This is a genomic window from Lentzea kentuckyensis, assembly GCF_002150765.1.
GTDB lineage: Bacteria > Actinomycetota > Actinomycetes > Mycobacteriales > Pseudonocardiaceae > Lentzea > Lentzea kentuckyensis.
In genome coordinates, this window is sequence record NZ_MUYM01000031.1 from 48,487 (window position 1) to 73,949 (window position 25,463).

The 25,463-nt window shown below is 68.5% G+C and carries 28 protein-coding genes; 8 read left to right on the top strand and 20 right to left on the bottom strand.

Annotated features, from left to right (window positions below; translation table 11 throughout):
- Positions 1-5: 5 nt before the first annotated feature.
- From B0F77_RS16555 to B0F77_RS16575, 5 genes are all read right to left on the bottom strand, one after another.
- Positions 6-659 carry a response regulator gene (locus B0F77_RS16555; RefSeq protein WP_086663794.1) on the bottom strand — a complete coding sequence of 218 codons (654 nt, stop codon included), beginning with the start codon at positions 657-659 and terminating at the stop codon, positions 6-8.
- Complete coding sequence (locus B0F77_RS16560) at positions 650-2,158, bottom strand: GAF domain-containing sensor histidine kinase (RefSeq protein ID WP_086663795.1); 1,509 nt, start codon at positions 2,156-2,158, stop codon at positions 650-652. The genes B0F77_RS16555 and B0F77_RS16560 overlap by 10 nt, the downstream gene beginning before the upstream one ends.
- 180 nt (positions 2,159-2,338) lie before the next feature.
- A complete protein-coding gene (locus tag B0F77_RS16565) occupies positions 2,339-2,947 on the bottom strand; it encodes a hypothetical protein (protein ID WP_086663796.1) in 609 nt (202 codons plus the stop codon).
- Positions 2,944-3,894 (bottom strand): methylmalonyl Co-A mutase-associated GTPase MeaB, encoded by a 951-nt coding sequence (gene meaB / locus B0F77_RS16570; RefSeq protein ID WP_086663797.1) that lies wholly within the window; start codon positions 3,892-3,894, stop codon positions 2,944-2,946. The genes B0F77_RS16565 and meaB overlap by 4 nt, the downstream gene beginning before the upstream one ends.
- Positions 3,895-3,905: 11 nt before the next feature.
- A complete protein-coding gene (locus B0F77_RS16575) occupies positions 3,906-5,096 on the bottom strand; it encodes an acetyl-CoA C-acetyltransferase (protein WP_086663798.1) in 1,191 nt (396 codons plus the stop codon).
- 125 nt (positions 5,097-5,221) lie between these two features.
- Between B0F77_RS16575 and mce the strand changes: the two genes are divergently transcribed.
- Positions 5,222-5,668, top strand: coding sequence for a methylmalonyl-CoA epimerase (mce, locus tag B0F77_RS16580; protein ID WP_086663799.1), 447 nt, complete (start codon positions 5,222-5,224; stop codon positions 5,666-5,668).
- Here mce and B0F77_RS16585 read toward each other — a convergent pair.
- On the bottom strand, positions 5,631-6,215 hold the full coding sequence (locus B0F77_RS16585; RefSeq protein WP_211293835.1) for a TetR/AcrR family transcriptional regulator: 585 nt from the start codon (positions 6,213-6,215) through the stop codon (positions 5,631-5,633). The two genes, mce and B0F77_RS16585, sit on opposite strands and share 38 nt — an antisense overlap.
- A gap of 62 nt (positions 6,216-6,277) precedes the next feature.
- Positions 6,278-6,670, bottom strand: coding sequence for an SPW repeat protein (locus B0F77_RS16590; protein WP_245848272.1), 393 nt, complete (start codon positions 6,668-6,670; stop codon positions 6,278-6,280).
- Between the two features lie 130 nt (positions 6,671-6,800).
- Between B0F77_RS16590 and ccrA the strand changes: the two genes are divergently transcribed.
- Together ccrA and B0F77_RS16600 are read left to right on the top strand one after the other, a co-directional pair.
- Positions 6,801-8,114: a crotonyl-CoA carboxylase/reductase gene (ccrA, locus tag B0F77_RS16595; protein ID WP_086663801.1), complete on the top strand. Its 1,314-nt coding sequence runs from the start codon at positions 6,801-6,803 to the stop codon at positions 8,112-8,114.
- Between the two features lie 36 nt (positions 8,115-8,150).
- The gene (locus B0F77_RS16600; protein ID WP_086663802.1) at positions 8,151-9,467 is read left to right on the top strand and encodes a coiled-coil domain-containing protein; all 1,317 of its coding nucleotides are present in this window, start codon (positions 8,151-8,153) and stop codon (positions 9,465-9,467) included.
- Between the two features lie 337 nt (positions 9,468-9,804).
- Here the strand turns inward: B0F77_RS16600 and B0F77_RS16605 are convergent, their stop codons facing one another.
- Entirely contained in the window at positions 9,805-10,332 is a 528-nt protein-coding gene (locus tag B0F77_RS16605) for a histidine phosphatase family protein (protein WP_086663803.1), read from the bottom strand.
- Between the two features lie 27 nt (positions 10,333-10,359).
- Here B0F77_RS16605 and B0F77_RS16610 point away from each other — a divergent pair, with 27 nt between their 5' ends.
- Together B0F77_RS16610 and B0F77_RS16615 are read left to right on the top strand one after the other, a co-directional pair.
- Complete coding sequence (locus B0F77_RS16610; RefSeq protein ID WP_342746801.1) at positions 10,360-10,899, top strand: GNAT family N-acetyltransferase; 540 nt, start codon at positions 10,360-10,362, stop codon at positions 10,897-10,899.
- Complete coding sequence (locus tag B0F77_RS16615) at positions 10,896-11,588, top strand: alpha/beta fold hydrolase (RefSeq protein WP_086663805.1); 693 nt, start codon at positions 10,896-10,898, stop codon at positions 11,586-11,588. The genes B0F77_RS16610 and B0F77_RS16615 overlap by 4 nt, the downstream gene beginning before the upstream one ends.
- Before the next feature lies 1 nt (position 11,589).
- On the opposite strand, the gene B0F77_RS16620 is transcribed toward B0F77_RS16615, so the two are convergent.
- A complete protein-coding gene (locus B0F77_RS16620; protein ID WP_086663806.1) occupies positions 11,590-11,883 on the bottom strand; it encodes a hypothetical protein in 294 nt (97 codons plus the stop codon).
- A gap of 32 nt (positions 11,884-11,915) precedes the next feature.
- On the opposite strand from B0F77_RS16620, the gene B0F77_RS16625 reads away from it, so the two are divergent.
- Positions 11,916-12,116 (top strand): FmdB family zinc ribbon protein, encoded by a 201-nt coding sequence (locus B0F77_RS16625; RefSeq protein WP_086663807.1) that lies wholly within the window; start codon positions 11,916-11,918, stop codon positions 12,114-12,116.
- On the opposite strand, the gene B0F77_RS16630 is transcribed toward B0F77_RS16625, so the two are convergent.
- Positions 12,072-12,455 (bottom strand): hypothetical protein, encoded by a 384-nt coding sequence (locus B0F77_RS16630; RefSeq protein WP_211293836.1) that lies wholly within the window; start codon positions 12,453-12,455, stop codon positions 12,072-12,074. The two genes, B0F77_RS16625 and B0F77_RS16630, sit on opposite strands and share 45 nt — an antisense overlap.
- On the opposite strand from B0F77_RS16630, the gene sigJ reads away from it, so the two are divergent.
- Entirely contained in the window at positions 12,454-13,395 is a 942-nt protein-coding gene (gene sigJ / locus B0F77_RS16635; RefSeq protein ID WP_245848275.1) for an RNA polymerase sigma factor SigJ, read from the top strand. The genes B0F77_RS16630 and sigJ overlap by 2 nt on opposite strands.
- On the opposite strand, the gene B0F77_RS16640 is transcribed toward sigJ, so the two are convergent.
- The 6 genes from B0F77_RS16640 to dhaK all read right to left on the bottom strand — a co-directional run bounded on the left by B0F77_RS16640 (position 13,392) and on the right by dhaK (position 19,337).
- A complete protein-coding gene (locus B0F77_RS16640; RefSeq protein ID WP_143466775.1) occupies positions 13,392-13,979 on the bottom strand; it encodes a DUF3558 domain-containing protein in 588 nt (195 codons plus the stop codon). The genes sigJ and B0F77_RS16640 overlap by 4 nt on opposite strands.
- A 43-nt stretch (positions 13,980-14,022) precedes the next feature.
- The gene (locus tag B0F77_RS16645; RefSeq protein WP_086663810.1) at positions 14,023-15,798 is read right to left on the bottom strand and encodes a 3-hydroxyacyl-CoA dehydrogenase family protein; all 1,776 of its coding nucleotides are present in this window, start codon (positions 15,796-15,798) and stop codon (positions 14,023-14,025) included.
- A 210-nt stretch (positions 15,799-16,008) separates the two neighbouring features.
- Positions 16,009-16,563 carry an RICIN domain-containing protein gene (locus B0F77_RS16650; protein WP_158102722.1) on the bottom strand — a complete coding sequence of 185 codons (555 nt, stop codon included), beginning with the start codon at positions 16,561-16,563 and terminating at the stop codon, positions 16,009-16,011.
- Positions 16,564-16,800: 237 nt separating this feature from the next.
- On the bottom strand, positions 16,801-17,508 hold the full coding sequence (dhaM, locus tag B0F77_RS16655; RefSeq protein ID WP_086663812.1) for a dihydroxyacetone kinase phosphoryl donor subunit DhaM: 708 nt from the start codon (positions 17,506-17,508) through the stop codon (positions 16,801-16,803).
- Positions 17,509-17,716: 208 nt separating this feature from the next.
- On the bottom strand, positions 17,717-18,343 hold the full coding sequence (gene dhaL, locus B0F77_RS16660) for a dihydroxyacetone kinase subunit DhaL (RefSeq protein ID WP_086663813.1): 627 nt from the start codon (positions 18,341-18,343) through the stop codon (positions 17,717-17,719).
- Between the two features lies 1 nt (position 18,344).
- Positions 18,345-19,337, bottom strand: coding sequence for a dihydroxyacetone kinase subunit DhaK (dhaK, locus tag B0F77_RS16665; protein WP_086663814.1), 993 nt, complete (start codon positions 19,335-19,337; stop codon positions 18,345-18,347).
- Positions 19,338-19,481: 144 nt separating this feature from the next.
- Between dhaK and B0F77_RS16670 the strand changes: the two genes are divergently transcribed.
- Complete coding sequence (locus tag B0F77_RS16670) at positions 19,482-20,474, top strand: ABC transporter substrate-binding protein (protein WP_086663815.1); 993 nt, start codon at positions 19,482-19,484, stop codon at positions 20,472-20,474.
- 22 nt (positions 20,475-20,496) lie between these two features.
- Here the strand turns inward: B0F77_RS16670 and B0F77_RS16675 are convergent, their stop codons facing one another.
- The 4 genes from B0F77_RS16675 to B0F77_RS16690 form a co-directional block, all read right to left on the bottom strand.
- Positions 20,497-22,002 (bottom strand): aldehyde dehydrogenase family protein, encoded by a 1,506-nt coding sequence (locus B0F77_RS16675; protein WP_086663816.1) that lies wholly within the window; start codon positions 22,000-22,002, stop codon positions 20,497-20,499.
- 76 nt (positions 22,003-22,078) lie between these two features.
- A complete protein-coding gene (locus B0F77_RS16680; protein ID WP_143466776.1) occupies positions 22,079-23,086 on the bottom strand; it encodes a DUF3558 domain-containing protein in 1,008 nt (335 codons plus the stop codon).
- Between the two features lie 227 nt (positions 23,087-23,313).
- Entirely contained in the window at positions 23,314-23,550 is a 237-nt protein-coding gene (locus tag B0F77_RS16685) for a hypothetical protein (protein WP_086663818.1), read from the bottom strand.
- An 11-nt stretch (positions 23,551-23,561) separates the two neighbouring features.
- Positions 23,562-25,253 carry a sodium:solute symporter family protein gene (locus B0F77_RS16690; RefSeq protein ID WP_086663832.1) on the bottom strand — a complete coding sequence of 564 codons (1,692 nt, stop codon included), beginning with the start codon at positions 25,251-25,253 and terminating at the stop codon, positions 23,562-23,564.
- Positions 25,254-25,463 lie beyond the last annotated feature (210 nt).

Here is a 25,463-nt window from a genome sequence, read left to right on the forward strand (position 1 = left end):
GGTTTCTAGAACGTGCCGGGGTGGGTGCGTCTGCGTCGAGCCGCGTAGACGCCCGCCTCGGTGCGGCGGTCGAAGCCGAGCTTGTGCAGCAACGACGACACGTAGTTCTTCACGGTCTTCTCGGCGAGGAAGAGCCGGTTCGCGATCTGGCGGTTCGTCATGCCCTCGGCGATGAGGTCGAGGATGCGGCGTTCCTGCGGGCTCAGCGCGGCATAGCGCGGGTCCTCCTCCGGCCCGCCCCTGAGCCGTTGCAACACGGTGGCCGTGACCCCGGCGTGCAGCAACGAGCCGCCCGAGGCGAGCGTGCGGACCGCGGCGACCAGATCGTTGCCGGAGACCTCTTTCAGCATGTAGCCGGACGCGCCGGCCATGATCGCGCCGAACAACGCCTCGTCGTCCGAATAGGACGTGAGCATCAGGCACGCGGGCGACGGTTGCACGAGACTCCGGATCTCCCGGCACACCGTGACCCCGTCGCCGTCGGGCAACCGGACGTCGATGATCGCCACGTCGGGTCTGAGCCGTGGTGCCTGCGCCACCGCGGACGTCGCGCTGTCCGCCTGCCCCACGACTCTGATGTCGTCCGCCTGCGCCAGGAGTTGCACCAGCCCGCGCCGCACGATCTCGTGGTCGTCCACCAAGAGCACCGCTATCGCCATCTCGCCTCCTGCAGTACCAGCGGGACGAACCAGGTGATGCCCACACCCGCGCCGGGGGTCGAGTCCACCGCGCACTCGCCGTGATGACGCCGCGCACGAGCCGCCATGTTCGCGAGTCCACCCGCATGATGGGGCGCGCCGCCGGAATCGTCAGCCAACGGCAAGCCTCTGCCGTCGTCCTTGACCGTGAGCTCCAACCGGGTCATCGTCCGATTCACGCTCACCGCTACAGCGACGTGCTTCGCTCTGGCGTGGCGCACGACGTTCGTGAGCGCCTCTCGGAGCGTGGCCAGCAGATCGGGCCTGAGCTGGTCCGGCACCACCGTGTCCAGCGGCCCCTCCAGCGACACGTCCGGCTCGAACCCCAGCAGCCGGGCGGACTCGTGCACCGCGTTGAGGATCTGCCCGCGCAGACTCGTGCCGCCGGACGGTGGTTCCTGCAGGGAGAAGATGGTTCTGCGGATCTCGCGGATCGTGTGGTCGACCTCCTCCACGAACCCGCTGATCCGTTCGGTGAGTTGGGGCCGCGCGCTCATCCCGGTCAGCCCCTGCAACCCGAGCCCGAGCCCGAACAGCCGCTGGATGACCAGGTCGTGCAGGTCCCGCGCGATGCGGTCGCGGTCCTCCAGCACCGCGATCCGCTCGGTGTCGCCCTGGGCCCTGGTGAACTCGAGCACGAGCGCGGCCTGCCTGGCGAAGGCCTCGATGAGCTCCGGATCGTCGAAGCTCGGTTCGTCCTTGGGCCGCGCCACGATCAGCACGCCGATCGTCCGGCCCCCCACCGTCAGCGGCACGACGGCGCACGGTCCCGGCACCGTCGGCACGGTGCCCTCCTCGTGGCACTCGGCCTCGCCCGACTCGTAGACCCGGTAGCTGACCGTGCCTTCTCTGGGCACACGCATGCCCTCGGCGTCGTAGGTGCCGCCGTCGGTCACCTCGATGACGAGGTCGCCGTTGTGGTCCGGGAGCACTACTGCCGCGAAGTCGGCATCGGCCGTTCGTCTGGCCGTCTTCGCGACGAGGTACAGCGCGTCACGGCCGTTCGTGCCCATCAGGACGTTGGTGGTCACCTCGGCGGCGGCGCGCAGCCAGACCTCACGCTTGCGCGTCTGTTCATACCGGTCGAGGTGGCCGAGCGCCGAGCCCGCGGCGGTGGCCAGCGCGGTGAGGATGTCCCGGTCCTGGTCGGTGAACTGCGGTTTGCCGGCCAGGAAGAGGTTGCCGAAGGTCTCGCCGTGGATCTTGACGGGCGCACCGAGGAAGTCGGCTACTCCGATCGAGCGCGGGTCACCGGCCGTGATGCGGGTCTGACCGTCGCTCTGGCTGAACTCGAGAAGTTCCTTGTGGCCGTTGATCACGGCCAGTGCGCCGTAGGGGGCGTCGATCAGGTCGCAGGCGGACTCGACGACGTGGCGCAGCAGTTCGGGGAGGGTGTCGTCTTCGGCGAACGACAGCACCACATCCAGCACGCGCTGTTCTGTGCTCACGTTGCCGCCCACGGCTTCACCCCTCGGGGGGATAGAAGTGACACCGCACGAACGACTGAGGGTAACTCCCCAGAGTAGTCAAGGGGGAGACCATCACTGCAAACAGTGAAATCAGTAGCTACTCAGAGTATGTGCTTACTACACGCGGGGAGCTTTCGTGCGCTCTGAGCGCACGAGAGGCCCCCGCGTGGCTCAGTGCAGGCCGACGCTGAACCCCTCGTCGATCACCCCGCGGTAGATCTGCGGCGCGAACGCCCGCAGCCCTTGGTCGATCGGCGCGATGAAGCCCGCCGAGTCGCCGAGGGGGAGGCGGTAGCCGTTCTGGACTCGGTGGAACTCCCACAGGGGTTCCATGGTCGGGTGTGCCGGGCGGAACTGGTGAGGGTCGCGCGGATGCAGGTCGACGCGGACCAGAGTGCGCCTGACCAGGGCGTCCGCGAGCTGGACCGCGCGTTCCTGGGTGCGCGAGACCGAGATGGCGCCGAGCTCCTGCCAGCCGACGGCCCACGGCATGCCCTGCGGGTCGTCCAGGCGGATGCCCCGCTGTTCGATGATCAGCTTGCGGGGGCGGGAGATGGTCTTCCACTTCACCACGGCCATCACGCCGATGCCGGTGAACGCGATGCCGATGACCGCCGCGATGCCGCCGCCGACCGGTTCGCCGTCCATGAACGCGGTCACCGCGCCGACCAGGGCGAGGATGCCCAGCACCCCGGCGACCGAGCCGCCGATCAGCACCTTGCGGGTGTCGCTCTTGCCGAGGTCGATGACAACGGGTGGAGGTGCTCCCCAAGCGGTCATGGCCGCAGATTACCGCTGATCAACAGCTCCGCCGCGGCGAACGGATCCAGTTCACCCTCGACCACGCGTTTGGCCAGCTGGTCCACGGGACCGAAGCGGGTGCGCACCCGTTCGACGGCGATCGCCTCGATCTCGGCGCCGGCGCGACGCAGCCGCCGTTCCCGCAGTTCGCCGTGGTCGGCCATCCAGGACCGGTGTTCGGCGATGGCCTCGACCACGAGGTTCAGGCCTTCCATCCGGGCGGCGACGGTTTTGACGACCGGCGCGCGCCACAGCGGGCCCTCGCGGTCGCGGCGGCCCAGGGAGATCATGTACTTGAGGTCGCGCGCGGTCTGGTCGGCGCCGTCGCGGTCGGCCTTGTTGACCACGAAGACGTCCGCGATCTCCAGGATGCCCGCCTTCGCGGCCTGGATGCCGTCGCCCATGCCCGGCGCGAGCAGCACCAGGGTCGTGTCGGCCAGCGCCACGATCTCGACCTCGGACTGACCTACGCCGACCGTTTCCACGAGGATCACGTCGAAACCGGCGGCGTCGAGCACGCGCAACGCCTGCGGAGTCGCCCAGGACAGGCCGCCGAGGTGGCCGCGGGTGGCCATCGAGCGGATGAAGACGCCGGGATCGGTCGCGTGGTCGCCCATGCGCACGCGGTCACCGAGCAGTGCACCGCCGGAGAACGGGCTGGAGGGGTCGACGGCGATCACGGCCACCCGCTTGCCCTCGGCGCGGAAGGCCCGCACCAGAGCGTTGGTGGATGTCGACTTGCCGACACCGGGCGCACCGGTCAGACCGATGACCTGGGCGTGGCCCGTGTGGGGAGCGAGGGCCGCGGCCACCTCGGGCAGTGCGGAACTCCCCTGCTCCACCAGGGAGATCAGCCTGGCGACCGCGCGCGGCTCGCCGTCACGCGCGCGGTCGACCAGTCCTGCTACGTCAACAGCCTTCGCCACAAACGAAGACCCTAGGCCTTCGCGGGCACGCGGATGATCAGAGCGTCGCCCTGACCACCACCACCGCACAGCGCCGCGGCACCCACGCCGCCGCCACGCCGCTGCAGCTCGAGTGCGAGGTGCAGGGCGATGCGGGCGCCGGACATGCCGATCGGGTGGCCCAGCGCGATGGCGCCGCCGTTGACGTTGACCTTGTCCTCGGACACGCCGAGCTGACGGGCCGACACGATGCCGACCGCCGCGAACGCCTCGTTGATCTCGACCAGGTCGAGGTCTGCGGGCCCGATGCCCTCCTTGGCGCAGGCGGCCTTGATCGCGTTGGACGGCTGCTCGTGCAGCGAGGCGTCCGGACCGGCGACGACGCCGTGCGCGCCGATCTCCGCGATCCACTCCAGGCCCAGTTCCTCGGCCTTGGCCTTGCTCATCACGACCACGGCCGCGGCACCGTCGGAGATCTGCGACGCCGAACCCGCGGTGATGGTGCCGTCCGCGGCGAACGCCGGACGCAGCTTGCCGAGCGAGTCGGCGGTGGTGTCCGCGCGCACGCCCTCGTCCGTGCTGAACAGGATCGGGTCGCCCTTGCGCTGCGGGATCGCGACCGGCGCGATCTCCTGCTCGAAGACACCGTTCTCGGCGGCCTTCGCGGCGAGCTGGTGCGAACGCGCGGAGAACGCGTCCTGCTCCTCACGCGTGACGTTGTAACGGGCGTTGTACTTCTCCGTGGAGACGCCCATCGCGACCTGGTCGAACGCGCAGAACAGACCGTCGTTCGCCATGTGGTCCTGCAGCTGCACGTCGCCGTACTTGAACCCGCTGCGCGACTTGGGCAGCAGGTGCGGCGCCTGGGTCATCGACTCCTGGCCACCGGCCACGACGACGTCGAACTCACCCGCGCGGATCAGCTGGTCGGCCAGCGCGATCGCGTCGATGCCGGACAGGCACACCTTGTTGATGGTCAGCGCGGGAACGCTCATCGGAATGCCCGCGGCCACCGCGGCCTGGCGGGCGGGAATCTGGCCCGCGCCTGCGGTGAGCACCTGACCCATGATCACGTACTGCACCTGCTCGGGAGCGACGCCCGCACGTTCCAGTGCCGCCTTGATCGCGACGCCACCCAGCTGGGCGCCCGAGAAGTCCTTGAGCGATCCCAGCAGTCGGCCCATCGGGGTACGCGCCCCGGCGACGATCACGGAACCGGACACAACTGCCTCCATTGGAAGAGCGAACGGTCGTTAACTAGGCACCATACCTGGGGCTACTGCGCGGTAATCGTGTGAGACCCCGCACACGGACCACTGCACCGATCAGGTAGCTACGCTTTCCTTCCATGAACGCAGACCTCGCTCGATTCGTGACCGCGATCGACCACGTGGGCATCGCCGTGCCCGACCTCGACGTCGCCATCGCGTTCTACCGCGACAACTTCGGCCTCGAGGTCGCCCACGAAGAGGTGAACGAGGAACAGGGCGTGCGCGAGGCGATGCTGCACGCGCCCGGCGACCACGACGGCACCGCCATCCAGCTGCTGGCCCCGTTGAACGAGGACTCGACGATCGCCAAGTTCATCGGCCGCTCCGGTCCCGGCCTGCAGCAGCTCGCCTACCGGGTGTCCGATGTGGACGTCGCCGCGCAGGCGCTGCGGGACAAGGGCCTGCGCCTGCTCTACGCCGAGGCCCGCCGCGGCACGTCGAACAGCCGGGTCAACTTCGTGCACCCCAAGGACGCCGGCGGCGTGCTCATTGAGCTGGTCGAACCTGCGGCGGCGAAGCATTAGCCTGCTGCAGCGCACTGGCCACGAAGCTCAGCTCACGATCGATCGGATCCTCCTCGTCGCTGTGCCGCGCCACCGAGTGCCGGTAGCTCACGGCCAGCGCGAGGAGGGCCGCGGCCGCCTCGACGTCCTTGATCGCCACCGCCGCGCCTCCCGCGGCGAGGATGACCTGTTTGATCTGCGCCGCAACGTTGTCGTAGCGCGCCTGCATCGCGTCGCGGACCGCTGAATGCGTATCCGCTTCACGCCACAACAGGTGCGACAGCAGCGGCGAGGCGTTCAAGCGCGCGTCGAGTGCCGCGACGAGCCTTCTCAGCGACTCCGCGATGTCTCCCGCGACGACGACCCTGCGGTGGTCAACCGTGCTGTCCGGGAGCCGTGCGACCAGTGCGGCCAGCAGGTCCCGTTTGCGGTTGAAGTAGTAGTGCACCAGGCCTTTGGGCACGCCGGCGCGTTCGGCGATGCGCGAGGTCGGGGTGGCGTCGAAGCCGGAGTCGGCGAACAGCTCCTCCGCCGCGGCCAGGATGCGTTCCTTGGCCGAATCCTCCACGCGTTCCTCCACGAGTGTGTGGGCCCAAGAACTCCTCCTGGGCCCACAGGTTTTCCGACTGATCAGTGCGGCTGGGCCGCTGCCGAGTGTGCGGCATTCGCGGCGGGCATTGCCAGCGCCCCCGCGGCCACGGTGAGCACACCACCGACCCAGGACGCCCACGAGGCGGCCATCATGTCGGTGTAGCTCATCACCCACGGCGAGATGAACAGCAGTGCGCCGAGCACCATCTGCACGTACTCCCCGTAGATCATCGCGGGCATGGCGAGGTCGACGAGTCCGTCGATCGCGATGAGCGCGCCGAGCACGATCATCGTCCACATGGCCGCGTTCGAGGTGTCCACGACGAGCGGAGACAGCAGCACCAGCACGCCGATAGCCACCTCGGCCCAGTCCTGCCACCTGGTCCACGCCTTGGTCATCTCCACCACCTCCTCCTTCTCGGACCCTTCCATCGTCCCCCTTGGTTGGCCGCCCGGTCAACTCTTCTAAGTGGAATCCCTCACAAGCAGGATTCTGAATCGGTTACTCCTGAGTAACCTCCGGCAACCTGCGACTATCCCTTACTCGGGAAGGAATGCCGCCGTGCAGAAGATCCTTGACGCGATCCTGGCCGACGAGCTGGACGCGATCGGTTCCTTGGACGTTCCGGAGAGCTATCGGGGCGTGACCGTGCACGCGGACGAGGCCGACATGTTCTCAGGCCTTGAGACGCGGGACAAAGACCCGCGCAAGTCGCTGCACGTCGACGAGGTCGCCACGCCGGAGCTCGGTCCGGGTGAGGCGCTCGTGGCCGTCATGGCCTCCGCGATCAACTACAACACCGTGTGGACCTCGATCTTCGAGCCGGTGTCCACGTTCGGCTTCCTCAAGAAGCTGGGCGGCCGCCACAACCTGCCGTACCACGTCGTGGGATCGGACCTGGCCGGCGTCGTCGTGCGCACCGGCCCCGGCGTCACGGCGTGGAAGCCGGGCGACCGCGTCGTGGCGCACTGTCTGGACGTGCCGCTGGAGGCGCCGGACGGGCACAACGACACGATGCTCGACCCGCAGCAGCGGATCTGGGGCTTCGAGACGAACTTCGGTGGCCTCGCCGATCTCGCACTGGTGAAGTCGAACCAGCTGATGCCGATGCCCAAGCACCTCACGTGGGAGGAAGCGGCGTCGCCGGGCCTGGTGAACTCCACCGCGTACCGGCAGCTGGTGTCCACCAACGGCGCCAACATGAAGCAGGGCGACACGGTCCTGATCTGGGGCGCGTCCGGCGGTCTGGGCTCGTACGCCACGCAGTTCGCGCTGAACGGTGGCGCGACGCCGATCTGCGTCGTCTCCTCGCCGGAGAAGGCGGAGATCGTTCGTTCCATGGGTGCCGAACTGATCATCGACCGCTCGGCGGAGGGCTACAAGTTCTGGAAGGACGAGCACGAGCAGGACCCGCGCGAGTGGAAGCGGTTCGGCGCTCGCATTCGTGAGCTGACCGGCGGTGAGGACCCGGACATCGTGTTCGAGCACCCCGGCCGTGAGACGTTCGGCGCTTCGGTGTTCGTGGCGCGCAAGGGCGGCAAGATCGTGACGTGCGCGTCGACCTCCGGGTACATGCACCAGTACGACAACCGCTACCTGTGGATGAACCTGAAGAGCATCATCTCCTCGCACTTCGCGAACTACCGCGAGGCGTGGGAGGCGAACCGCTTGGTCGCCAAGGGAAAGATCCACCCGACGGTGTCCAAGGTGTACTCAATGGACGAAACGGGCCAGGCCGCGCACGACGTGCACCGCAACGCGCACCAGGGCAAGGTCGGCGTGCTCTGCCTTGCGCCCGAAGAGGGTCTTGGTGTGTTGGATCACGAACTGCGCGCGCAGCACCTCACGGCTATCAATCGATTCCGGGGTGTGTGACCTTCCGGGGTTACCCGAACGGGTAGCGTGAGGGGCATGGGCCCCCTCGCCGACGACCGTGACCTCGTCCCTCTGGGATCCGGCTTCGACATCGTCAAGCGCGGGTACGACCGCGCTCAGGTCGAGGATCATCTCGAACGCCTCGACTCGGACCTGCGGCTGCTCGCCGCGGACCGCGATGCCGCCGTCTCCCAGACGTCTGATCTGGCGCGCCAGCTGGAAGCCGCCCGCTCGGAGATGTCCGAGCTGCGCAACCAGGTCGAGCGCCTGTCACTGCCGCCGACGACGCTGGAGGGGCTCTCCGAGCGCCTCCAGCGCATGCTGCGGCTGGCCCAGGACGAGGCCAACGAGATCAAGGCCCGCGCCGAAGCGGAAGGCGGGCACATCCGCGCCAAGGCGGAAGCCGACGCGGCGGTGCTGCGCCAGCGCTACGAAACGCTGATCGCCGAACTGGACGAGCGCCGCGCCGCCATGGAGGCCGAGCACAAGGGCGTCCTGGAAACGGCCCGCAACGAGGCCGAGAAGATCGTCTCCGAGGCGGAGTCCGCCGCCCGCAAGATCGCCGACGAGTCCGAGCAGCGCCGCGTGACCGTCGAAGAGGACTTCGAGATCGCGATGGCCGCCCGCCGCTCCGAGGCCATGGCCACCCTCGCCCAGCAGGAGGCGACCTCCAAGGCCGAGGCCGACCGCAGGGTCCGCGAAGCCGCCGAGGAGGCCGCCCGCGTCCGCGCCGCGATCGCCCAGGAACAGTCCACCTCGAAGGCCGACGCCGAACGCCGCGTCCGCGAGGCCACCGAAGAGGCCAACCGCCGCCGCCACGACTCGATCACCGAGGCCACGGCCCGCATCCAGGAAGCCACCGAGGAGTCGAACCGCCGCGTCCGCGAGGCCACCGAGGAAGCCAACCGCCGCACCACCGCCGCCACGCAGCGCGTCGACCAGCTCCGCAACCTCCGCAACCGCCTCTCGCACCAGCTGCACAACGTGCGGACGGCGCTGCAGGAGGTCGTGCCGCTGCTCGACCCGGTGGAGGCGGAGAAGGAGTCGGCCGTGGGCCCGGCGGAGGACGCCGCGCAGGTGCCTGCTCAGCCCGCACAGCCCGCTCCCCAGGCTCAGTCTCAGTCTCAGGCGCCCCACGCCCCTGCGGCTCCGGCTGGTCCCGCACAGGCGGGCCCGGCTCCGGCTGCCCCAGCCCAGGCGGGCCAGGCACCGGCGGGCCAGGCTCCTGCCGCGCCGGCACAGTCCGCGGCTCCCACTCAGGTGACGCCGACGCCGAACAAGCCCGCCCAGACTCCGCAGGTCGACGGGCCGACCGCGAAGCTGACGCGCCCAAAGCCAGCCAAGAAGTACTGACGGCGCAAGCTCACGCAGACGTCCCCCGCCCAGGGCAAGGCCCCGGCAAAGTCGTTTCTGCTGGTGGGCGTCTGCAAGTACTACCAACTCTTGATCAAATCGCCGCCAACTACACCCAACATGTTCGTCAGTTGGGCCGGGCGCGGTGTGGCGGCTGGATCGACGAGGCCAGTTGGTAGTAGCAAAGTGCTTGTTGATGTTGGGTTGGTGGTACTTGCACACGCCATCGCCAGCCAGGCGGATGGCCTGACGGGACTTTGCCGGGGCCCTGCCCACTCAGGGGGACCCCTGATTTTCAATTATCCCAGGCCACCCGACAATTTCGGGTCCGTGCAGGTCAGCACATGACCTCGAAGATCGCCGGCATCGGCATCGTGCGGCAGAACTCCCAGTCCGCGTGCTGCCCCGCCGCGATCAACGCGCGCGACGCGAACGTCCCGTGCGAGCCGACCAGCACGGTCGCGTCGGGGTGCTCGTCAGCGATGCGCGCCAACGCTTTCCCCGCCCGCACGGTCAGCGCGTCGAGGCTCTCACCGCCTCCGTGCGCGAAGTCCGGATGAGCCCAGCTGTGCGTGTACGCCGTCTCCCAGTCCTCACTCGGCAGCAGCCCCGACTCCCACTCCCGCAGCTCCGGCCACGAAATCACCGTCAGCCCCAACGCGGCAGCGGTAGGCGCGACGGTCTGCACGGCACGCAACTGCGGACTCGACAGCACCGCCACCGGCGCGAACCTGACCAGTCGCGACACCAGCGACTCCGCTGCCGCCAACCCGTCTGCGGTCAACGGCCGTTGGTCGTCATCGGGCACACCGAGCCGTGGGCGGACGGACTCCGCGTGGCGCACTAATACGATTCGAGTAGGCACAACACTCATCATGGGGGAAAGATGTTCGTGAGGTCGTTGGGTAACGACGCCGAGCTGCGTCCGCTGGAGCCGTGGCAGGCCGAGGAGTTCTTCGCGCACATGGAGCGCGGCCGGGACTTCATCGGCACGCACATCGCGTTCGCGGACAAGGCGAAGGATCTCGACAGCGCGCGGGACCTGCTGCAGAGCTACGCCGACAACACGGCCAACGACACCGCGCGCCTCTGCGGGATCTGGCTCGGCGACAAGCTGGTCGGCGGCGTGATGCTGCGCGAGATGAACGTCCCGCACGGCCGTGTCGAGGTCGGCTGCTGGCTGGAACCGGCCGCGACCGGAAAGGGCCTGATCACGCGGGCCGCCACGCTGCTCATCGACTGGGCGATTCGCGAGCGCGGCGTGCATCGGGTTGAGTGGCTGGTGTCGACGAAGAACGCGCCCAGCATCGCGGTCGCGCGTCGGCTCGGGATGTCCAAGGACGGGGTGCTGCGCTCGTACTACCCGCACCGCGGGGTTCGGCAGGACCTCGAGGTGTGGTCGGTGCTGGCGCCGGAGTGGGAGAACCGATGAACGATCTGGTGCTGCTGCACGCTTTTCCGCTCGACGCGCGGATGTGGGACGTGCCGGACGCGTTCACGCCGTCGTTGCGCGGCAGCGGGGAGCCGGACCTCGGCACGGTCGCGACGCGGGTGCTCGCCGAACTCGACGCGCGTGGCCTCGACAAGGTGCTTCTGGGCGGGTGTTCGATGGGCGGCTACGTCGCGATGGCGTTGCTCAGGCGTGCGCCGGAACGCGTGAAGGGCCTGGTTTTCGTCGACACCAAGCACACCGCGGACGCACCGGAGGCCATCGAGACGCGGCTCGCGATGGCCGAACGGGTGGAGCGCGAGGGCGTCGGCGACTGGCTCCCGGACGCGCTGCTGCCGAACCTGCTCGGCCCGAACGCCTCCGACACGGCGCGAGCGTTGGTGCGCACCATGATCCTGGAGCAACAGGCCGAGGACGTCGCCTGGTGGCAACGCGCGATGGCGAAGCGGCCCGACTCCACGGACGTGCTGGAGACGTTGGACGTGCCGTCGCTCGTGCTCGTGGGCGAACACGACAAGCTCACGCCTCCGGACGTGGCCGCGAAGCTCGCGGTGACGTTGCGGCACGCGACGAGCGAACGTGTCGAGGACTCCGGACACCTGTTGCCCGTCGAGCAGCCGGCGGAGTTCCTGGCCCGGCTCGAACGGTGGCGCGAGCAGGTCGGGCTTTAGCTCACCAGCGGCGCGCGGTTGGGCCGCGGCGGCCGCGCGAGTCCCAGCAGGCCTGGTGCCAGTGGCGGCGTTCCTCGACCGAACCGGTGTCCTCGGCGGGCCACGCCACGACGTGCGGCGTGCCGGGCCGGATCTCGTGGTCGCAGCCCGGGCAGCGGTAGGTCTTCTGCGCCTGCGCGCCCGAGATGGCGCGGACCAGGTAGTCGCCGTCCGGGCCCGACTCGGCACGCGCCCAGCCGACGCCGCCACCGACGGGCCGGGGGTCTTCTGGCTTGGGACTGTTACGACGTGGCACGGCGATACGGTAATCGCTCGTAGAATCGAGCCGTGCCGACCTACGAGTTCCGTTGCCGAACCTGTGACGACACCTTCGAGCTGCAGCGCCCGATGAGCGAGTCGTCCTCGCCGGCGAACTGCCCCGAGGGCCACCCCGACACGGTGAAGCTGCTGTCCATGGCCGGTATCGGCGGCACGCAGCAGCAGTCACAAGGCGGCGGCGGTTGCTGTGGTGGCGGGTGCTGCGGCTAGCCGCCGGGTGCGCAGGAAGTACAGCACGCTACCGACGAGCAGCGCGGTGCCCAACGGAATGTGCAGCACCGTGAGGTGGAAGACGCCCAGGTACACCTGAGCGGTGATCAGCGCCAGGAAGCCGGCCGCGAACCAGACCGGCTCGGGTGATCCGCCACCCGGCCGCCACGTGAGGACCGCGATCACGAGGTGGGCGACCGTCACGATCCACAGCGTGTACGAGCCGGCGCTGTGCAGGACGTGCCCGAACGGGAGCTTCAGCAGCAGCCCCGCGGTGATCGACTGAACGAAGATGAGCGCGGCCTGCAGAGCGACGGTGGCGTGCAGAAGTTTGACCATGACTGTCCGACGACACAGCGACCCGGAATGTGAGGCGGCGACCATGGCCGATCCCGGGCTGCAGGTGATCGTGGGCGAACGGCGGCAGCTGCTGAACCTGGCGTACCGCCTGCTGGGGTCGTTGGCCGACGCCGAGGACGTGCTCCAGGAGACCTACGCGCGGTGGTACGCCTTGTCGCCGGGGCAGCGCGAGGCCGTCGAGTCCCCCGGCGGCTGGCTGACGAAGGTCGCCGGCCGCATCTGTCTGGACCTGCTGGGCTCGGCCAGGGTGCGGCGCGAACGCTACGTCGGCGAGTGGGTCCCCGAACCGCTGCCGGACCGCCGCGAGTGGGGCGGCGCGGCCGATCCGGCGGACCGGGTCACCCTCGACGAGTCGATCACGATGGCGTTCCTGGTCGTGCTGGAACAGATGACCCCGGCGGAGCGGGTGAGCTTCGTGCTGCACGAGGTCTTCCGCTACCCGTTCGCGGAGGTGGCGGACATCGTCGGCCGCAGCCCGGCCGCGTGCCGGCAACTGGCCACGTCCGCGCGGCGGCGCATCCGCGCGGCGCAGTTGGACGAGACCCCGGCCGCGCGGCAGGCGGACGTGGTGCGGAACTTCAAACAGGCCTGGGAAACCAAGAACATCGCGGCGCTGGTCGCCCTGCTGGACCCGGCGGCCACCATGATCGCCGACGGCGGCGGCCTGGCCGGCGCGGCGCTGAAGCCTGTGGAAGGCGCCGGCCGCATCGCCCGCTACATCGTCGGTATCGCGGAGATGGCGCCGGATCTGACCGTTCTCGACCGGACGGTCAACGGCAGGCCCGGCTTGGTGGCGACGCAGGGCGGTGTCACGGCGACGGTCGCGGCGTTCGAGGTGACGGACGACCGGATCACCAGGATCTGGGCGGTGCGGAACCCGGAGAAACTGACGCTCTGGCGAACCGCGGGGCAGTCCTAGGACGTCTCGCGGTCGATCAGCACCTCGGCGACCTTGCGGCCCTGGTCGCAGACGGTGCCGAACTTGCCGGACGAGTCGATGACGATGATGCCGAGCCCGCCGCCGTCGTAGGGCACGACGAGCACACAGGTCGGTTCGATGCCCTCTTCGCTGGAGCGATCGAGGTAGCTGACCTTGTGGCCCTTGACGTCCCAGTCACCGGTGGTGCGCTCGATCGTGATCTGCCGGCCCTCGCGGAACCGCAGGGAGACGCCGACCTCGACGTTCTCGATCTTCGTCGTCCACCGGCACGACTGGTCGAACGTCGAGTCGTAGTTGATCTGGGTGGGCGGCGTCTCGGCCTTCGCGCCGGGGTAAGGCAGGTCGGTCCACTTGAGCTTCGCGCACACGCCCTGCACCTCGCCGTCGATCGGCGCGGTCGAGGGGTCCGGCTCCCCGGAGGTGCTCGGATCCGTCGAGCTCTCCTTGTCGAACGGCGACTCGGCGTCGAGCGGCGCCTGCGCGGCCGGACTGCCCTCGATGGTCGTCCGGACACAGCCGGAAGCGAGCACGAGGACAGCCAACAGGAGCACCAGTCGACGCATGGCACCACCATGCCAGACGCGACATGGTGCCCCTGTTAGCGGCTCACGAGTAGTCCCAGAACCCCTTGCCCGTCTTGCGGCCGAGGCGACCGGCCGTGACCAGGTGCTCCAGCAGCGGCGCCGGCGCGAAACCGGGCTCGCGGAACTCGTTGTAGAGCGTGCGCTGGATCGCCAGTGACACGTCCAGACCCACGACGTCCAGCAGCGCGAACGGTCCCATCGGCAGACCACAGCCGACCTTCATCGCGTTGTCGATGTCGTCGGCCTCTGCGTAGTGCGCCTCCAGCATCTTCACCGCGTCGTTGAGGTACGGGAAGAGCAGCGCGTTCACGATGAAGCCGGCCACGTCGCCGCAGTGCACCGGGTGCTTGCCGAGGTCGAGGCAGATCTTGCGGGCCGTCGCGACCACGTCGGCGCCCGTGGAGATCGTCTCGACGATCTCCACCAGCTTCATGACCTGGGCGGGGTTGAAGAAGTGCAGGCCGACGACGTCCGCCGGCCGGCTCGTGGCCGCCGCGACCTCGATGACCGGCAGCGAGGACGTGGTCGTCGCGAGCACCGCGCCGGGCTTGCACACCTCGTCGAGCGCCGCGAAGACCTCCTTCTTGATCCCGATCTCCTCGGCGACGGCCTCCACGATCAGGTCGCAGTCCGCCAGTTCGACGAACTCCACCGCCGGCGTGATCCTGGCCAGGGCGGCGTCTCGATCCTGTTCGGCGAGCTTGCCCTTGCTCACCGCGCGATCCAGCGACTTGCGCACCGCCCCGATCGCCGTCTCGGCCTTCTCCAGGCTGCGGGCGCGCAGCACCACGTCGTACCCGCGCTTCGCGAACACCTCCGCGATGCCGGTCGCCATGGTCCCGGTGCCGATGACGCCGACCCGCTGAACCTCACGAGCCTGCGTGTTGCCGTCCACTTCGGACGGTGTCTGCGCGTCCTTGACGACGACCGGCGAGTCCGGCGCGTCGTAGGTGTAGAAGCCGCGCCCGGTCTTCCGTCCCAGCAGGTTCGCCGTGATCATCTGCTTGAGCAACGGCGCCGGCGCGTGCAGCCGGTTGCGCGACTGGTGATACATCGTGTCGAGGATTTCGTACGCGGTGTCGAGACCGATGAGGTCCAACAGCGCCAACGGACCCATCGGATAGCCGCAGCCGTACCGCATAGCGGCGTCGAGGTCCTCGCGCGTGGCGTACCGCGACTCCAGCATCTTCACCGCGTGGTTGAGATACGGGAACAACAGCGCGTTCGCGATGAACCCCGCCCGGTCGCCGATCACGACCGGCGACTTGCCCAGCCGTTCGGCGAACGCGACCACGTCGGTGATCACGTCCGGCTCCGTGACGACCGTGCGCACGACCTCGACGAGTTTGAGGACCTGCGTCGGGTTGAAGAAGTGCAGGCCGACGACCTTGCCGGGCCTGCGGGTGACCACGCCGATCTCGGTGATCGACAAGCTCGAGGTGTTCGACGCGATGATCGCCTCGGGCCTGAGAACCTGGTCGAGCTCCCTGAAAACCCTGGTCTTGAGCTCGATGCTCTCCGGCACCGCCTCGATGACCAGGTCGCAGTCCGCGAGGCTGTTCAGGTCGAGGCTGGTGGCGACCCTGGCGTGCAGCGCCACCTTCTCGTCCTCGGTCAGCTTCTCGCGCTGGACGGCCCGCTTCGTCGAGTGCTCCAGGTGCCCGAGCCCGCGCTCGACCCCGGCCGCGTCGACTTCCACCACCTTCACCGCGAGCCCGGTGCGCGCGAGTACCTCCACGATGCCCGCGCCCATGGTTCCGAAACCGACGACTCCGACGGTGTTGATTTCGCGCGCCACTGCAGACCTCCCTGCGGGGTAAAGCGTGGGCTACCAAGGAGTAACTTGCGGGCGACTATGCCACTCCCAGCACAAACGGGCGCCGTGAGCTTCGCCATCGGGATCGAAACAGTTATCGGTCTAGCAAACGCCTACCTCCGGAGTTTCGCCTGATGAACCCGGACGGGCCAACTTCGGGTTGCCCCATCCGGGTTCGTCGGGCGGCCTGTACTACCCCTGCCGCCAGAGCTGGTTGTTGTTGCCGATCCCGCACTGCCAGACGCCGATCGCCGCTCCGTTGTCTCCCGAGCCGCCCAACAGGTCGAGGCAGAGGTTGCTGCCGTTGACGCGGGCCGCGCTGACGAGCCTGACGGAACCAGGAGCCTCGGGCGCCACGCTCAGCTGCCAGCGCTCGAACACGTCATTCCCGCAGACGTGCACCTTGGCGCCCTGGCCGTTCACCGCACGGGCGAAGTCCATGCACAGCCCGTTGTTGATGTTGCGGAGGTGGAAGAAATTGCCGCCGATCGGTTCCGCCAGCCAGTTCTGGTTGAAATCGGTGTTGTTGGCCAGGCAGTCGTTCTGCACCAGAGGGGAATTGTCCTCCAGCTGACGTCCGAAAACCTCGACGCACTTGCCGGTCCCCCGGTTGATCAGAGTGAAGGCGGCGCCGACCCCGTTCGCGGCCGTGTCCCCTGCTGCCACGGCGGTGCCGCCGCTGATCAGCCCGCTCACCAGCACGGCCGCGGCGACCGCGAGCAAGGCCGCCAGTCTCTGCTTCACCATGTTTCCTCCTTGGCTGGTTCTCATCGCAACCGCAATGGATGCGACAGCCAAGGTCGCAGGGTTCGTCGATAAAACGTCGACAAGTCATCGACACTCGCGGCCCCTGTGGCAGCAGCCGTCAAAAGGTGAAATTGGTGCAAATAGCGGAAGACTCGCTGACACACCTCCGTGCCACTTGGCGCCGAGGAGCACCTGCACGGCCTGGTCGGGTAACGGACACAGCTTCTGGCAACCCGCTCAGTCGTCGAACCCCCTCTCCGCCAGCTCCTCGATCCGCCGCACGGCCTCGCCGGCGTCCTTCCCCGTCGCCACAACGGTGATCGTCTTCCCGCCCGGCGCACTCAGCCCCATCAACGCCAGCACGCTCGCCGCGTTCGCTTCCTCGTCGCCGTACCGGACGACGACGTCGGCGTCGAGCTCGGCCACGGTCCGAGCCAGCAGCGCGGCCGGACGTGCGTGCAGGCCAACCTCGTTGGTCAGCAACACTTCCGCCGACACCGCGTCCGGCACGAGGTGCAACGCGGGCCTGCCCGGCGCGGCCACCGGCGTCTCGCCAGAGGCCCCCTCGGCGGCGGCCGCGACCTCGGCCAACGACGAACCCCCTTGCGCCGCAACGGCAGCGGCCACAGCGCCCTCGACGAGCGGCGCGTCGACCACCGAGTAGCGAGCCGGATCGTCCGCCGACTCGACTGCCATCTCCGCGGTCATCTTGGCGCTGCCCAAGTCGTACAGCACCACCACGCCCGCGCCGGAGTCGGCGTCCGCGAGGGCCTCGACGACGGAGCCGTAGTCGGTGCCGAGGCCTCCCTCCTCCGTGCCGCCCACGGGCAGCACGGAAACGTCGGGCGCCATCTGGCCGGCCAGTTCGGCGACACCGTTCGCGAGCATGTCGCTGTGCGAGACCACAACCAGCCCAACCCTGCCGGTCTCCGACGCCGCCGTCATGCCGCTCCTCCTGCCACGCCGTCACCCGGCACGCCACGATCTGGCCAAGCCACAGGGCGTCTGATGCCCACGGTCATGGCGCTCCCCCGCCCTCGCAAGCCTTGCCGCGGCCTGGCCCGCCCAAGCAGTCCGTCGCTCGCCGTCATGCCGCTCCCCTCACCCAGCACGCCACGACCGCGCCCAGCCGCAAGGCGTCCGATGGCGGCCGTCATGCCTTGGCCGCCGCGTCCGCGAAGGCGCGCAACAGCAGCGCGGTGGAGCGGGCTCCTGGGTCCAGGTGCCCGGCGCTGCGCTCGCCCAGGTACGACGCGCGGCCCTTGCGCGCCACCATCGGCACCGTCGACTCGGCGCCTTCCGCGGCTGCGTCGGCAGCCGCGGACAGCACCGCGGCCACCGAGCCGTTCACCGAGGCGGCGGCGGCCACGGCGGGGGTCAGGGCGTCGACCATCGTCTTGTCGCCCACCACGGCCTTGCCGCGCGCCACCACGCCGTCCAGCGCGGCCTGCAGGGCGCGGGCCACCAGTTCACAGTCGAGTTCGGCAGTGTCGCCCAGTGCGGCGGACGCGCGCAGGAAGGCGGTGCCGTACAAGGGACCGGCCGCGCCGCCCACGGTCGAGATGAGTGTGGTGGCGACCAGTTTCAGCGCTTTGCCCGGGGTGGTCAGCTCCTCGGCGTCCAAACGGGACAGCACGGCGGTGAAACCGCGCCGCATGTTCTCGCCGTGGTCGGCGTCGCCGATCGCCTGGTCGAGGCGCACCAGTTCGTCGCGGTGCTCCTGGATCACGGCGGCGGCGGCCCGCAGCGCTGCCACCACATCAGAGGTCGTGCAGCCCACGTCAGACTCCCCACCGCAGTGCGGCCGTGTGCACCGGCGCGTCCCACAAAGAGATCATCTCGTCGTCCAGGCGAAGCAGCGTGAGGCTCATGCCCTGCATCTCCAGGCTGGTGATGTACGGGCCGACCAGTCTGCGTTCCACCGTGATCCCCCGGTCGGCCAACAGCTGTTCCGCGATGCCGTGCGCCAGGTACAGCTCGATCAACGGAGTGCCGCCCATCGAGTTCGTGAACAGCAGCACCCGGTCGCCGGACGAGAACGGCAGGTCTTCCAGGATCGGGTCGAGCAAAGAAGCAACCATCTCGGACGCGGAACTCACCGGCACGCGCTGGCGGCCGGGCTCGCCGTGGATGCCGATGCCGATCTCCATCTCGTCGTCGGCCAGGTCGAACGACGGCGAGCCCACGTGCGGGACCGTGCACGAGGTCAGCGCCAGACCCATCGACCGCACCGACGCGATCACGCGTAACGCCAACGCTTCGCAGGCAGCCAGATCGTCGCCGCGCTCCGCCGCCGCGCCCACGATCTTCTCCAGCAGCACCGTGCCACCGACGCCACGACGCCCGGCGGTGTACAGCGAGTCCTTCACCGCCACGTCGTCGTCGATCACGACGCTGCGCACCTCGGACTCCGCCATCTCGCCGGCGGTCTCGAAGTTCAGCACGTCGCCGGTGTAGTTCTTCACGATCAGCAGCGCCCCCGCACCGCCGTCGCACCGGGAGACCGCGTCGAGCACCTGGTCCGGCGTCGGCGACGTGAACACCGCGCCCGGACAGGCCGCGTCGAGCATGCCGCGCCCGACGAACCCGCCGTGCAACGGTTCGTGGCCCGCCCCACCGCCCGAGATGATCGCGACCTTCCCCCGCACCGGAGCGTCCGCACGCACGACCACGGCGGGGTCGTAGTGCACGGAAAGCAGATCAGCGTGGGCAGCCTGCATGCCCCGCAGCGCGTCCTGCACCACGGTTTCCGGATCGTTGATGATCTTCTTCATCGAACTGCCCTCCCGATCGGCGGTGACCGTGTTCCTTCTTACTCCGGGGGTCTGACACTCGGAACGGGCAAACGACCCCGGTACCGTTAGCCTGCCCTAACAACCGCAGGTCAACATCACGTTCCGTAGTGGAGGAACAACGTCGTGTCGAAGAGCGCAGCGCTGCTCGTGGCAGTCGCCCTGACCCTGACCGCGTGTTCCAGCGCGCCGGACAAACCGACCGTCGCCCAAGGCGGGCAGGACTTCGGCAAGGCGTACGAGCTGAGCAACGGGTTCGGCACGACGCAGAAGCCCGGCGAGTTCCCGCGCACCATCAAGCACGCGATGGGTGAGACCAAGCTCGAGAAGAAACCCGAACGGGTGATCGTGCTCGACACCGGCGAGCTCGACAACGTCGTCGCCCTCGGCATCAAGCCGGTCGGCATCGCCTACACCGACGGCTCGCCGACCATGCCCTCCTACATCGGGGAGAAGGGCGGCACGCCGGAGAACGTCGGCACGACCAACAACCTCAACCTCGAAGCGATCACCAAGCTGAACCCGGACCTGATCCTGGGCTCGCAGCTGCGCGCGGAAGCCCTCTACCCGAAGCTCGCGGCGATCGCCCCCACCGTCTTCTCCGTGCGCCCCGGTTACGTGTGGAAGGAGAACTTCCTCCTCAACGCCGCCGCGCTCGACCGCCAGGCCGACGCCGCGAAGATGCTCGAGGACTACACGAACAAGGCCACCGAGACCGGCACCGCCATCGAGAAGAAGCTCGGCGTGCGCCCGACCGTGACGGCACTGCGCTTCATGCCGGGCCGCATCCGCTTGTACGCCAAGAAGTCCTTCATCGGCACGATCCTGATCGACGCCAAGATCCCGCAGCCGTCCCCGTCCCAGGTCGACGACCTGGCCGCCGAGGTGAGCGCGGAACAGATCGGCAAGGCCGACGGCGACTTCGTCCTCTACTCCACCTACGGCGACCCGGCGAAGACCGCGACGGCCTCGGTCCTCGGCGGTCCGTTGTGGAGCGGCCTGAACGCCGTCAAGGCCGGCAAGGCCAAGCCGGTGCTCGACGAGACCTACTTCCTCGGCCTCGGCGTGCTCGCCGCGAACGTGGTCCTGGACGACCTCAAGAAGCAGGTCGGCGCGTGAGCACCCGCGACCGCGCGGGTGCTCAGCGTCCGAAGAGCATCCGCGCGAGCCGCAGCATCTGCTTGCCCGCCATCGACGACCTGTCGAACGTCGCCATGTTGATCAGCGACGCGAACTTCAGCTTCGTCACGGCCTTGGCGTAGACGAACTCGCGCAGCCCGTCCTCGCCGTGGATGCGCCCGAACCCGGAGTCGCCGACACCACCGAACGGCAGCCCGGGGATCGCCGCGTAGGTCAGCACGGAGTTGATCGACACCATGCCGACCCGGAGCTCGGCGGCCAGTTCCTCACCGCGTGCCTTCGAGAACACGGCGGCACCCAGCCCGTACTTCGACTGGTTCGCCAGCCGCACGCCCTCCAGCGCGTTCGGCACCCGCTTGATCACCACGGTCGGCCCGAAGGTCTCCTCGGTGACCGCCAGCGAGTCCTCCGGCACGTCCGTCAGCACGACCGGCTCGACGTACGGCGGCCTGATCGACTCCGCTCCGCCCACCAGCGCCTTGCCGCCGCGGTCCAGCGCGTCCTGCACGTGCTCGCGGATGATCTCCACCTGCGCCGGCATCGTGATCGGCCCGAGGTTCGCGGTCGACTCACCGCCCGGCTTGAGCTTCTTCGCCCGCTTCACCACGATCTCGATGAACTCGTCGGCGACGTCCTCGGCCACGTAGATCCGCTCCACGCCCGCGCACGTCTGGCCGGCGTTCGACACCGCGCCCCAGATCGCGCCCTCGGCGGCGGCGGTCAGGTCGGCGTCCGAGTCGACGATCAGCGCGTCCTTGCCGCCGCACTCGACCAGCACCGGCGTCAGCGAGGCAGCGGCCGCGGCCATGACCTTCTTGCCGGTCCGGGTGGAGCCGGTGAACGCGATCTTGTCGACCCCCGCGGCGCACAGCGCGGCACCCGTCTCGCCGAAGCCCGTGACGACCTGGAACACCGGGTACTCCGGCACGGCCTCGGCGAACGTCGACGCGAGGAACGTGCCCACACCCGGCGTGAACTCGGACGGCTTGAACACCACGGCGTTACCCGCGGCCAGCGCGTACGAGATCGAACCCATCGGCGTGTGCGCGGGGTAGTTCCACGGCCCGATGACGCCGATGACGCCCAACGGCCGGTACTCGAGCGTCGCGCCGTGGTTGATCATCAGCATGCCCGAGGAGACCCGCCGCTTGCCCAGCACGCGCCCGGCGTGCCGGGAAGCCCAGTGCAGGTGGTCCATGACGAGCGTGATCTCCACGCGGGAGTCGTCGGCGGGTTTGCCGGTCTCCGCGCTGATCAGCGTGATGAACTCGTCGGCGCGCTTCGACAGGACTCTGCGCCACGCGTCGAGTTTCGTCTTGCGGCCTTCGAAGCCGAGTCCGGCCCACCACGCGGCGGCCTCGCGCGCCGAGGACACCGCGTCCTCGACCTCGGCCGCGGTGTGGATCGGGTGGTGCGCGACGACTTCGCCCGTACGTGGGTCCAGTGATGCGAACCGCCGCTGCTCGCCATCGGCCGACAGCGCGCTGTCCGAAGCGGTCTGCGTCATGGGGCCCTCCAGGTACTCGCCAGTAACCTCGACACTAACCCGTACTCGAAGAACTTTCAGCCCCCGCCTGGCCTCGTCACGCCGCGGGAAGGGCGGGCAGTACCGCCTTGGCGAACGTCTGGGCCGCCGCACAGCGGTCCAGCTCCTTCTCCTTCGAGGCTCCCACCTGGAACTCCACGATCTCACCGGCGTCGCTCGCGTCCTTCGTGCGCACGACGACCAGCTCGCAGGTCGGGTACGGACCGTCCTTGAGCGCCTGGTAGCCCTTGACCCCGTTGCCGAGGTCCGTCTCGACGGACTTGCTGTCGAACTTACCGTCCTTCGGGATGCGCGCCGTCTTGAACTCGATCTGCATCTGCGCGTTCTGCCCGGACCACGAGCACTGGTGCAGGCCGAACGCCAGCTGCCGCGGCGACGCACCCAGCACCGGCGCGAGCGTCGACTTCTCCACGATCGTGCACGGGTCGACCACCACCGGCGAGCCCTTGGGCGGGTTGTACTTCTGCGGGTTGCCCTTGAGCTTGCGCACCGCGCCCTCGAGCACCTTGCGCGCCGGTTCGCACGCCTCGCCGCCGTCGTTGCCGGTGCTCACCGAGACCCGCGCGGCCTGCGCCGGGTTCTCCTGCGTCAACGCCGTGATGGCGCACGAGGTCGTCAGCTTCTGTTCGCCGCTCTTCAGCCCGGCGAGCTGCTTGGTGGCGTTCTTCACCTCGCTGGAGGTCAGCGAGTAGCCGATGTCCAGCGTGATGTTGAGCGTCTTGCCCGCCTTGTCCTTCATGTAGTTCGCGCAACGCGTGTAGCTGCTGCTGGAGTACTTCGACGGCGTGCCGACCGTCTGCAGCACGTCCTTCTCGATCAACGCGCACGGGTTGACCAGCCGCAGCCGTTCCGCGGAGAACGCCGGCTCGACCGGCTTGTTCGGCTGCGCGGACGGCTTGGTCGACGGATCGGCCGAGGTCGCGTCCGCACCAGCCTGCACGGTGCGCCGCGGCGAGTGGGTCTTGGCAAGACCGGGACCGGTCGCGCAACCGGCCATCAGCAACGCGGCGGCGGCGACCACGGCGGTGGCACGAAAACGAGGCACGACGTGCACGGTAGCGACCTTCACGCGCCTTCGTGGGCGGTACCCCGAGTTACCCCGTGGCACATGTCACGCAGCGCTACGGGAACGATTCAGAAGATCAACGCGTCGTACTGGGTGAAGACCCCGACAGAAGGAGAGACGTGTTCAACCGAATTCGCCGCGCAGTCAACTGGCTCGACGCGTGGACGATCGAGGCCTTCAACCCCGTTTACCCTGGTCGTCCCCAGTCATAGCTCCTTGAGCGGCTGCTTGTCCGTGTCCGCGAACTGAGGCCGCAGCGTCGCCCACGCGGCGAAGACCGCCGAGAGCACCACCATGGCGACGCCGGCCCACAGGTTGATGTTGACCCCTTCGGCCTTCTTCAGGTCGTCGTCGGTGGTGAATCCGAGCCCGATGACGACGAGTACGACGCCGTACAGGCCGAAGAGGAAAGCGATGATCAGTCGCAGGTCGAACAACCTCATGGCGGCCTCCCTCAGCCGAAGATGAAGTAGAGAACGGTCGTCAGCGCCAGCACTCCGCCACCGAGCAGGGCGGGCGAGCGGTACCAGCCCGCGTCCTCGCCGGTGGTGGAGTGCGACCTGTCCTTCTTGGGCGTCAGGCTGTAGACCAGCCCGACGAGCTCGCTGTCCGGCTTCGGCCGCGTGACCAGGCTGACCGCGACGGACACGACCACGTCCACCGCGAACGCCAGTCCCGCACCGAGGAAGCTCGCGCCCTGCCCAGGCAGCTCCAGCCACTTGATGCCGAACGACGGCTCCGAGATCGCGTAGATGAACATCGCGGTGAACGTGCCCGCGAGCAGACCCACCCAACCGGCCGTGGGCGTCATCCGCTTCCAGAACATGCCGACGATGAACGTCGCGAACAGCGGTGCGTTGAAGAACGAGAACAACGCCTGGATGTAGTCCATGATGTTGGACCCGCCGAGCGCCGCCGCGATGAACGCCGTGCCGATCGCGAGCACGCACGCGCCGACCGTGGCCAGACGTCCCACCCGCAGGTAGTACTCGTCCGGCCGGTCCTTCTTGATGTAGTCCTGCCACAGGTCGTACGTGAAGACGGTGTTGAACGAGCTGACGTTCGCCGCGACACCGGCCATGAAGCTGGCCAGCAGACCGGTGATCGCGATGCCGAGGATGCCGTTGGGCAGCAGATCGCGCATCAGCAGCGGCAGCACGTTGTTGTAGACCACGCCACTGCTCGTGTCGCCCGCCTTGAGCTGTGCCATCTCCGGCACGATCACCGCAGCGATGATGCCGGGGATGATGATGATCGCCGGGATCAACGCCTTCGGGTACGAGCCGATGATCGGCGTACGTTTGGCCGCCGACATCGACTTCGCCGACATCGCGCGCTGCACCTCGGCGAAGTTCGTCGTCCAGTAACCGAACGACAGGACGAAGCCCAGACCGAACACCAACCCGATGACACTCCACACCGGGTTCTCGATTCCGGTGAGTTCTGTGGCGGGCCACGCCGAGAGCTGTTCCTGGTCCGTCACCTTCTCGACGAGCCCCTGCCAGCCGCCGACCTTGATCAGGCCGACGATCGTGAGCGGCGCCAGCGCGGCCACGATGACGAAGAACTGCAACACCTCGTTGTAGATGGCCGCACTCAGACCACCAAGCGTCGTGTACGCGAGCACCACCAACGCGGCGACCACGATGGACACCGGCAACGGCCACCCGAGCAGCGCGTCGATGATCACCGCGAGCGCGAACAGGTTGATGCCCGCGATCAGGATCTGCGCGACGGCGAAGCTGATGGCGTTGACCAGGTGAGCCGGCTTGCCGAACCGGCGGCGCATGAACTCGGGAACGCTGCGCACCTTGGAGCCGTAGTAGAACGGCATCATCACCAGACCGAGGAACACCATCGCGGGGATGGCGCCGATCCAGTAGTAGTGCACGGTCGCCATGCCGTACTGCGCGCCGTTCGCCGTCATGCCCATCAACTCGAGCGCGCCGAGGTTCGCCGAGATGAACGCGAGCCCGGTGACCCACGCCGGCAACGATCGGCCGGACAGCAGGAAGTCGAGACTGGACGAGACGGATCGTCGCGCCATCACGCCGATGCCGAGCACGACGACGAAGTAGATGACGAGCAACGCGTAGTCGATCGGCCCCGCGTCAAGCCGCAGATCCGCCTCGGCCAACACCGACACCGACACGGCCCACCTCCCGGACTTCAACAAAGTCGAACACGAACGACCGGGAGTGGACGTTACTCCAGGTGCGTCGGTTCTTACCCCGTGTGCATGATCACCAAACCACGACCTGGATTCGAGTGCTCGCTGAAGCAGGACACGAGGGTCGCGCGTGGTCGGATCCCGAACACTTGGACGGAAACGAAACCGTCCTGGCCCTAGATAGAG

What these genes read in the sequence shown, in the direction of transcription:
- B0F77_RS16600 (WP_086663802.1), top strand. Translation starts at nt 8,151, where the DNA reads ATGGGCCCCCTCGCCGACGACCGTGACCTCGTCCCTCTGGGATCCGGC.
- sigJ (WP_245848275.1), top strand. Translation starts at nt 12,454, where the DNA reads ATGACTGTCCGACGACACAGCGACCCGGAATGTGAGGCGGCGACCATG.
- B0F77_RS16590 (WP_245848272.1), bottom strand. Translation starts at nt 6,670, where the DNA reads ATGGAAGGGTCCGAGAAGGAGGAGGTGGTGGAGATGACCAAGGCGTGG.
- dhaM (WP_086663812.1), bottom strand. Translation starts at nt 17,508, where the DNA reads ATGACGGCGGCGTCGGAGACCGGCAGGGTTGGGCTGGTTGTGGTCTCG.
- B0F77_RS16615 (WP_086663805.1), top strand. Translation starts at nt 10,896, where the DNA reads ATGAACGATCTGGTGCTGCTGCACGCTTTTCCGCTCGACGCGCGGATG.
- B0F77_RS16650 (WP_158102722.1), bottom strand. Translation starts at nt 16,563, where the DNA reads ATGGTGAAGCAGAGACTGGCGGCCTTGCTCGCGGTCGCCGCGGCCGTG.
- B0F77_RS16685 (WP_086663818.1), bottom strand. Translation starts at nt 23,550, where the DNA reads ATGAGGTTGTTCGACCTGCGACTGATCATCGCTTTCCTCTTCGGCCTG.
- B0F77_RS16640 (WP_143466775.1), bottom strand. Translation starts at nt 13,979, where the DNA reads ATGCGTCGACTGGTGCTCCTGTTGGCTGTCCTCGTGCTCGCTTCCGGC.
- B0F77_RS16555 (WP_086663794.1), bottom strand. Translation starts at nt 659, where the DNA reads ATGGCGATAGCGGTGCTCTTGGTGGACGACCACGAGATCGTGCGGCGC.
- B0F77_RS16675 (WP_086663816.1), bottom strand. Translation starts at nt 22,002, where the DNA reads ATGACGCAGACCGCTTCGGACAGCGCGCTGTCGGCCGATGGCGAGCAG.
- dhaK (WP_086663814.1), bottom strand. Translation starts at nt 19,337, where the DNA reads ATGAAGAAGATCATCAACGATCCGGAAACCGTGGTGCAGGACGCGCTG.
- B0F77_RS16565 (WP_086663796.1), bottom strand. Translation starts at nt 2,947, where the DNA reads ATGACCGCTTGGGGAGCACCTCCACCCGTTGTCATCGACCTCGGCAAG.
- mce (WP_086663799.1), top strand. Translation starts at nt 5,222, where the DNA reads ATGAACGCAGACCTCGCTCGATTCGTGACCGCGATCGACCACGTGGGC.
- B0F77_RS16630 (WP_211293836.1), bottom strand. Translation starts at nt 12,455, where the DNA reads ATGGTCAAACTTCTGCACGCCACCGTCGCTCTGCAGGCCGCGCTCATC.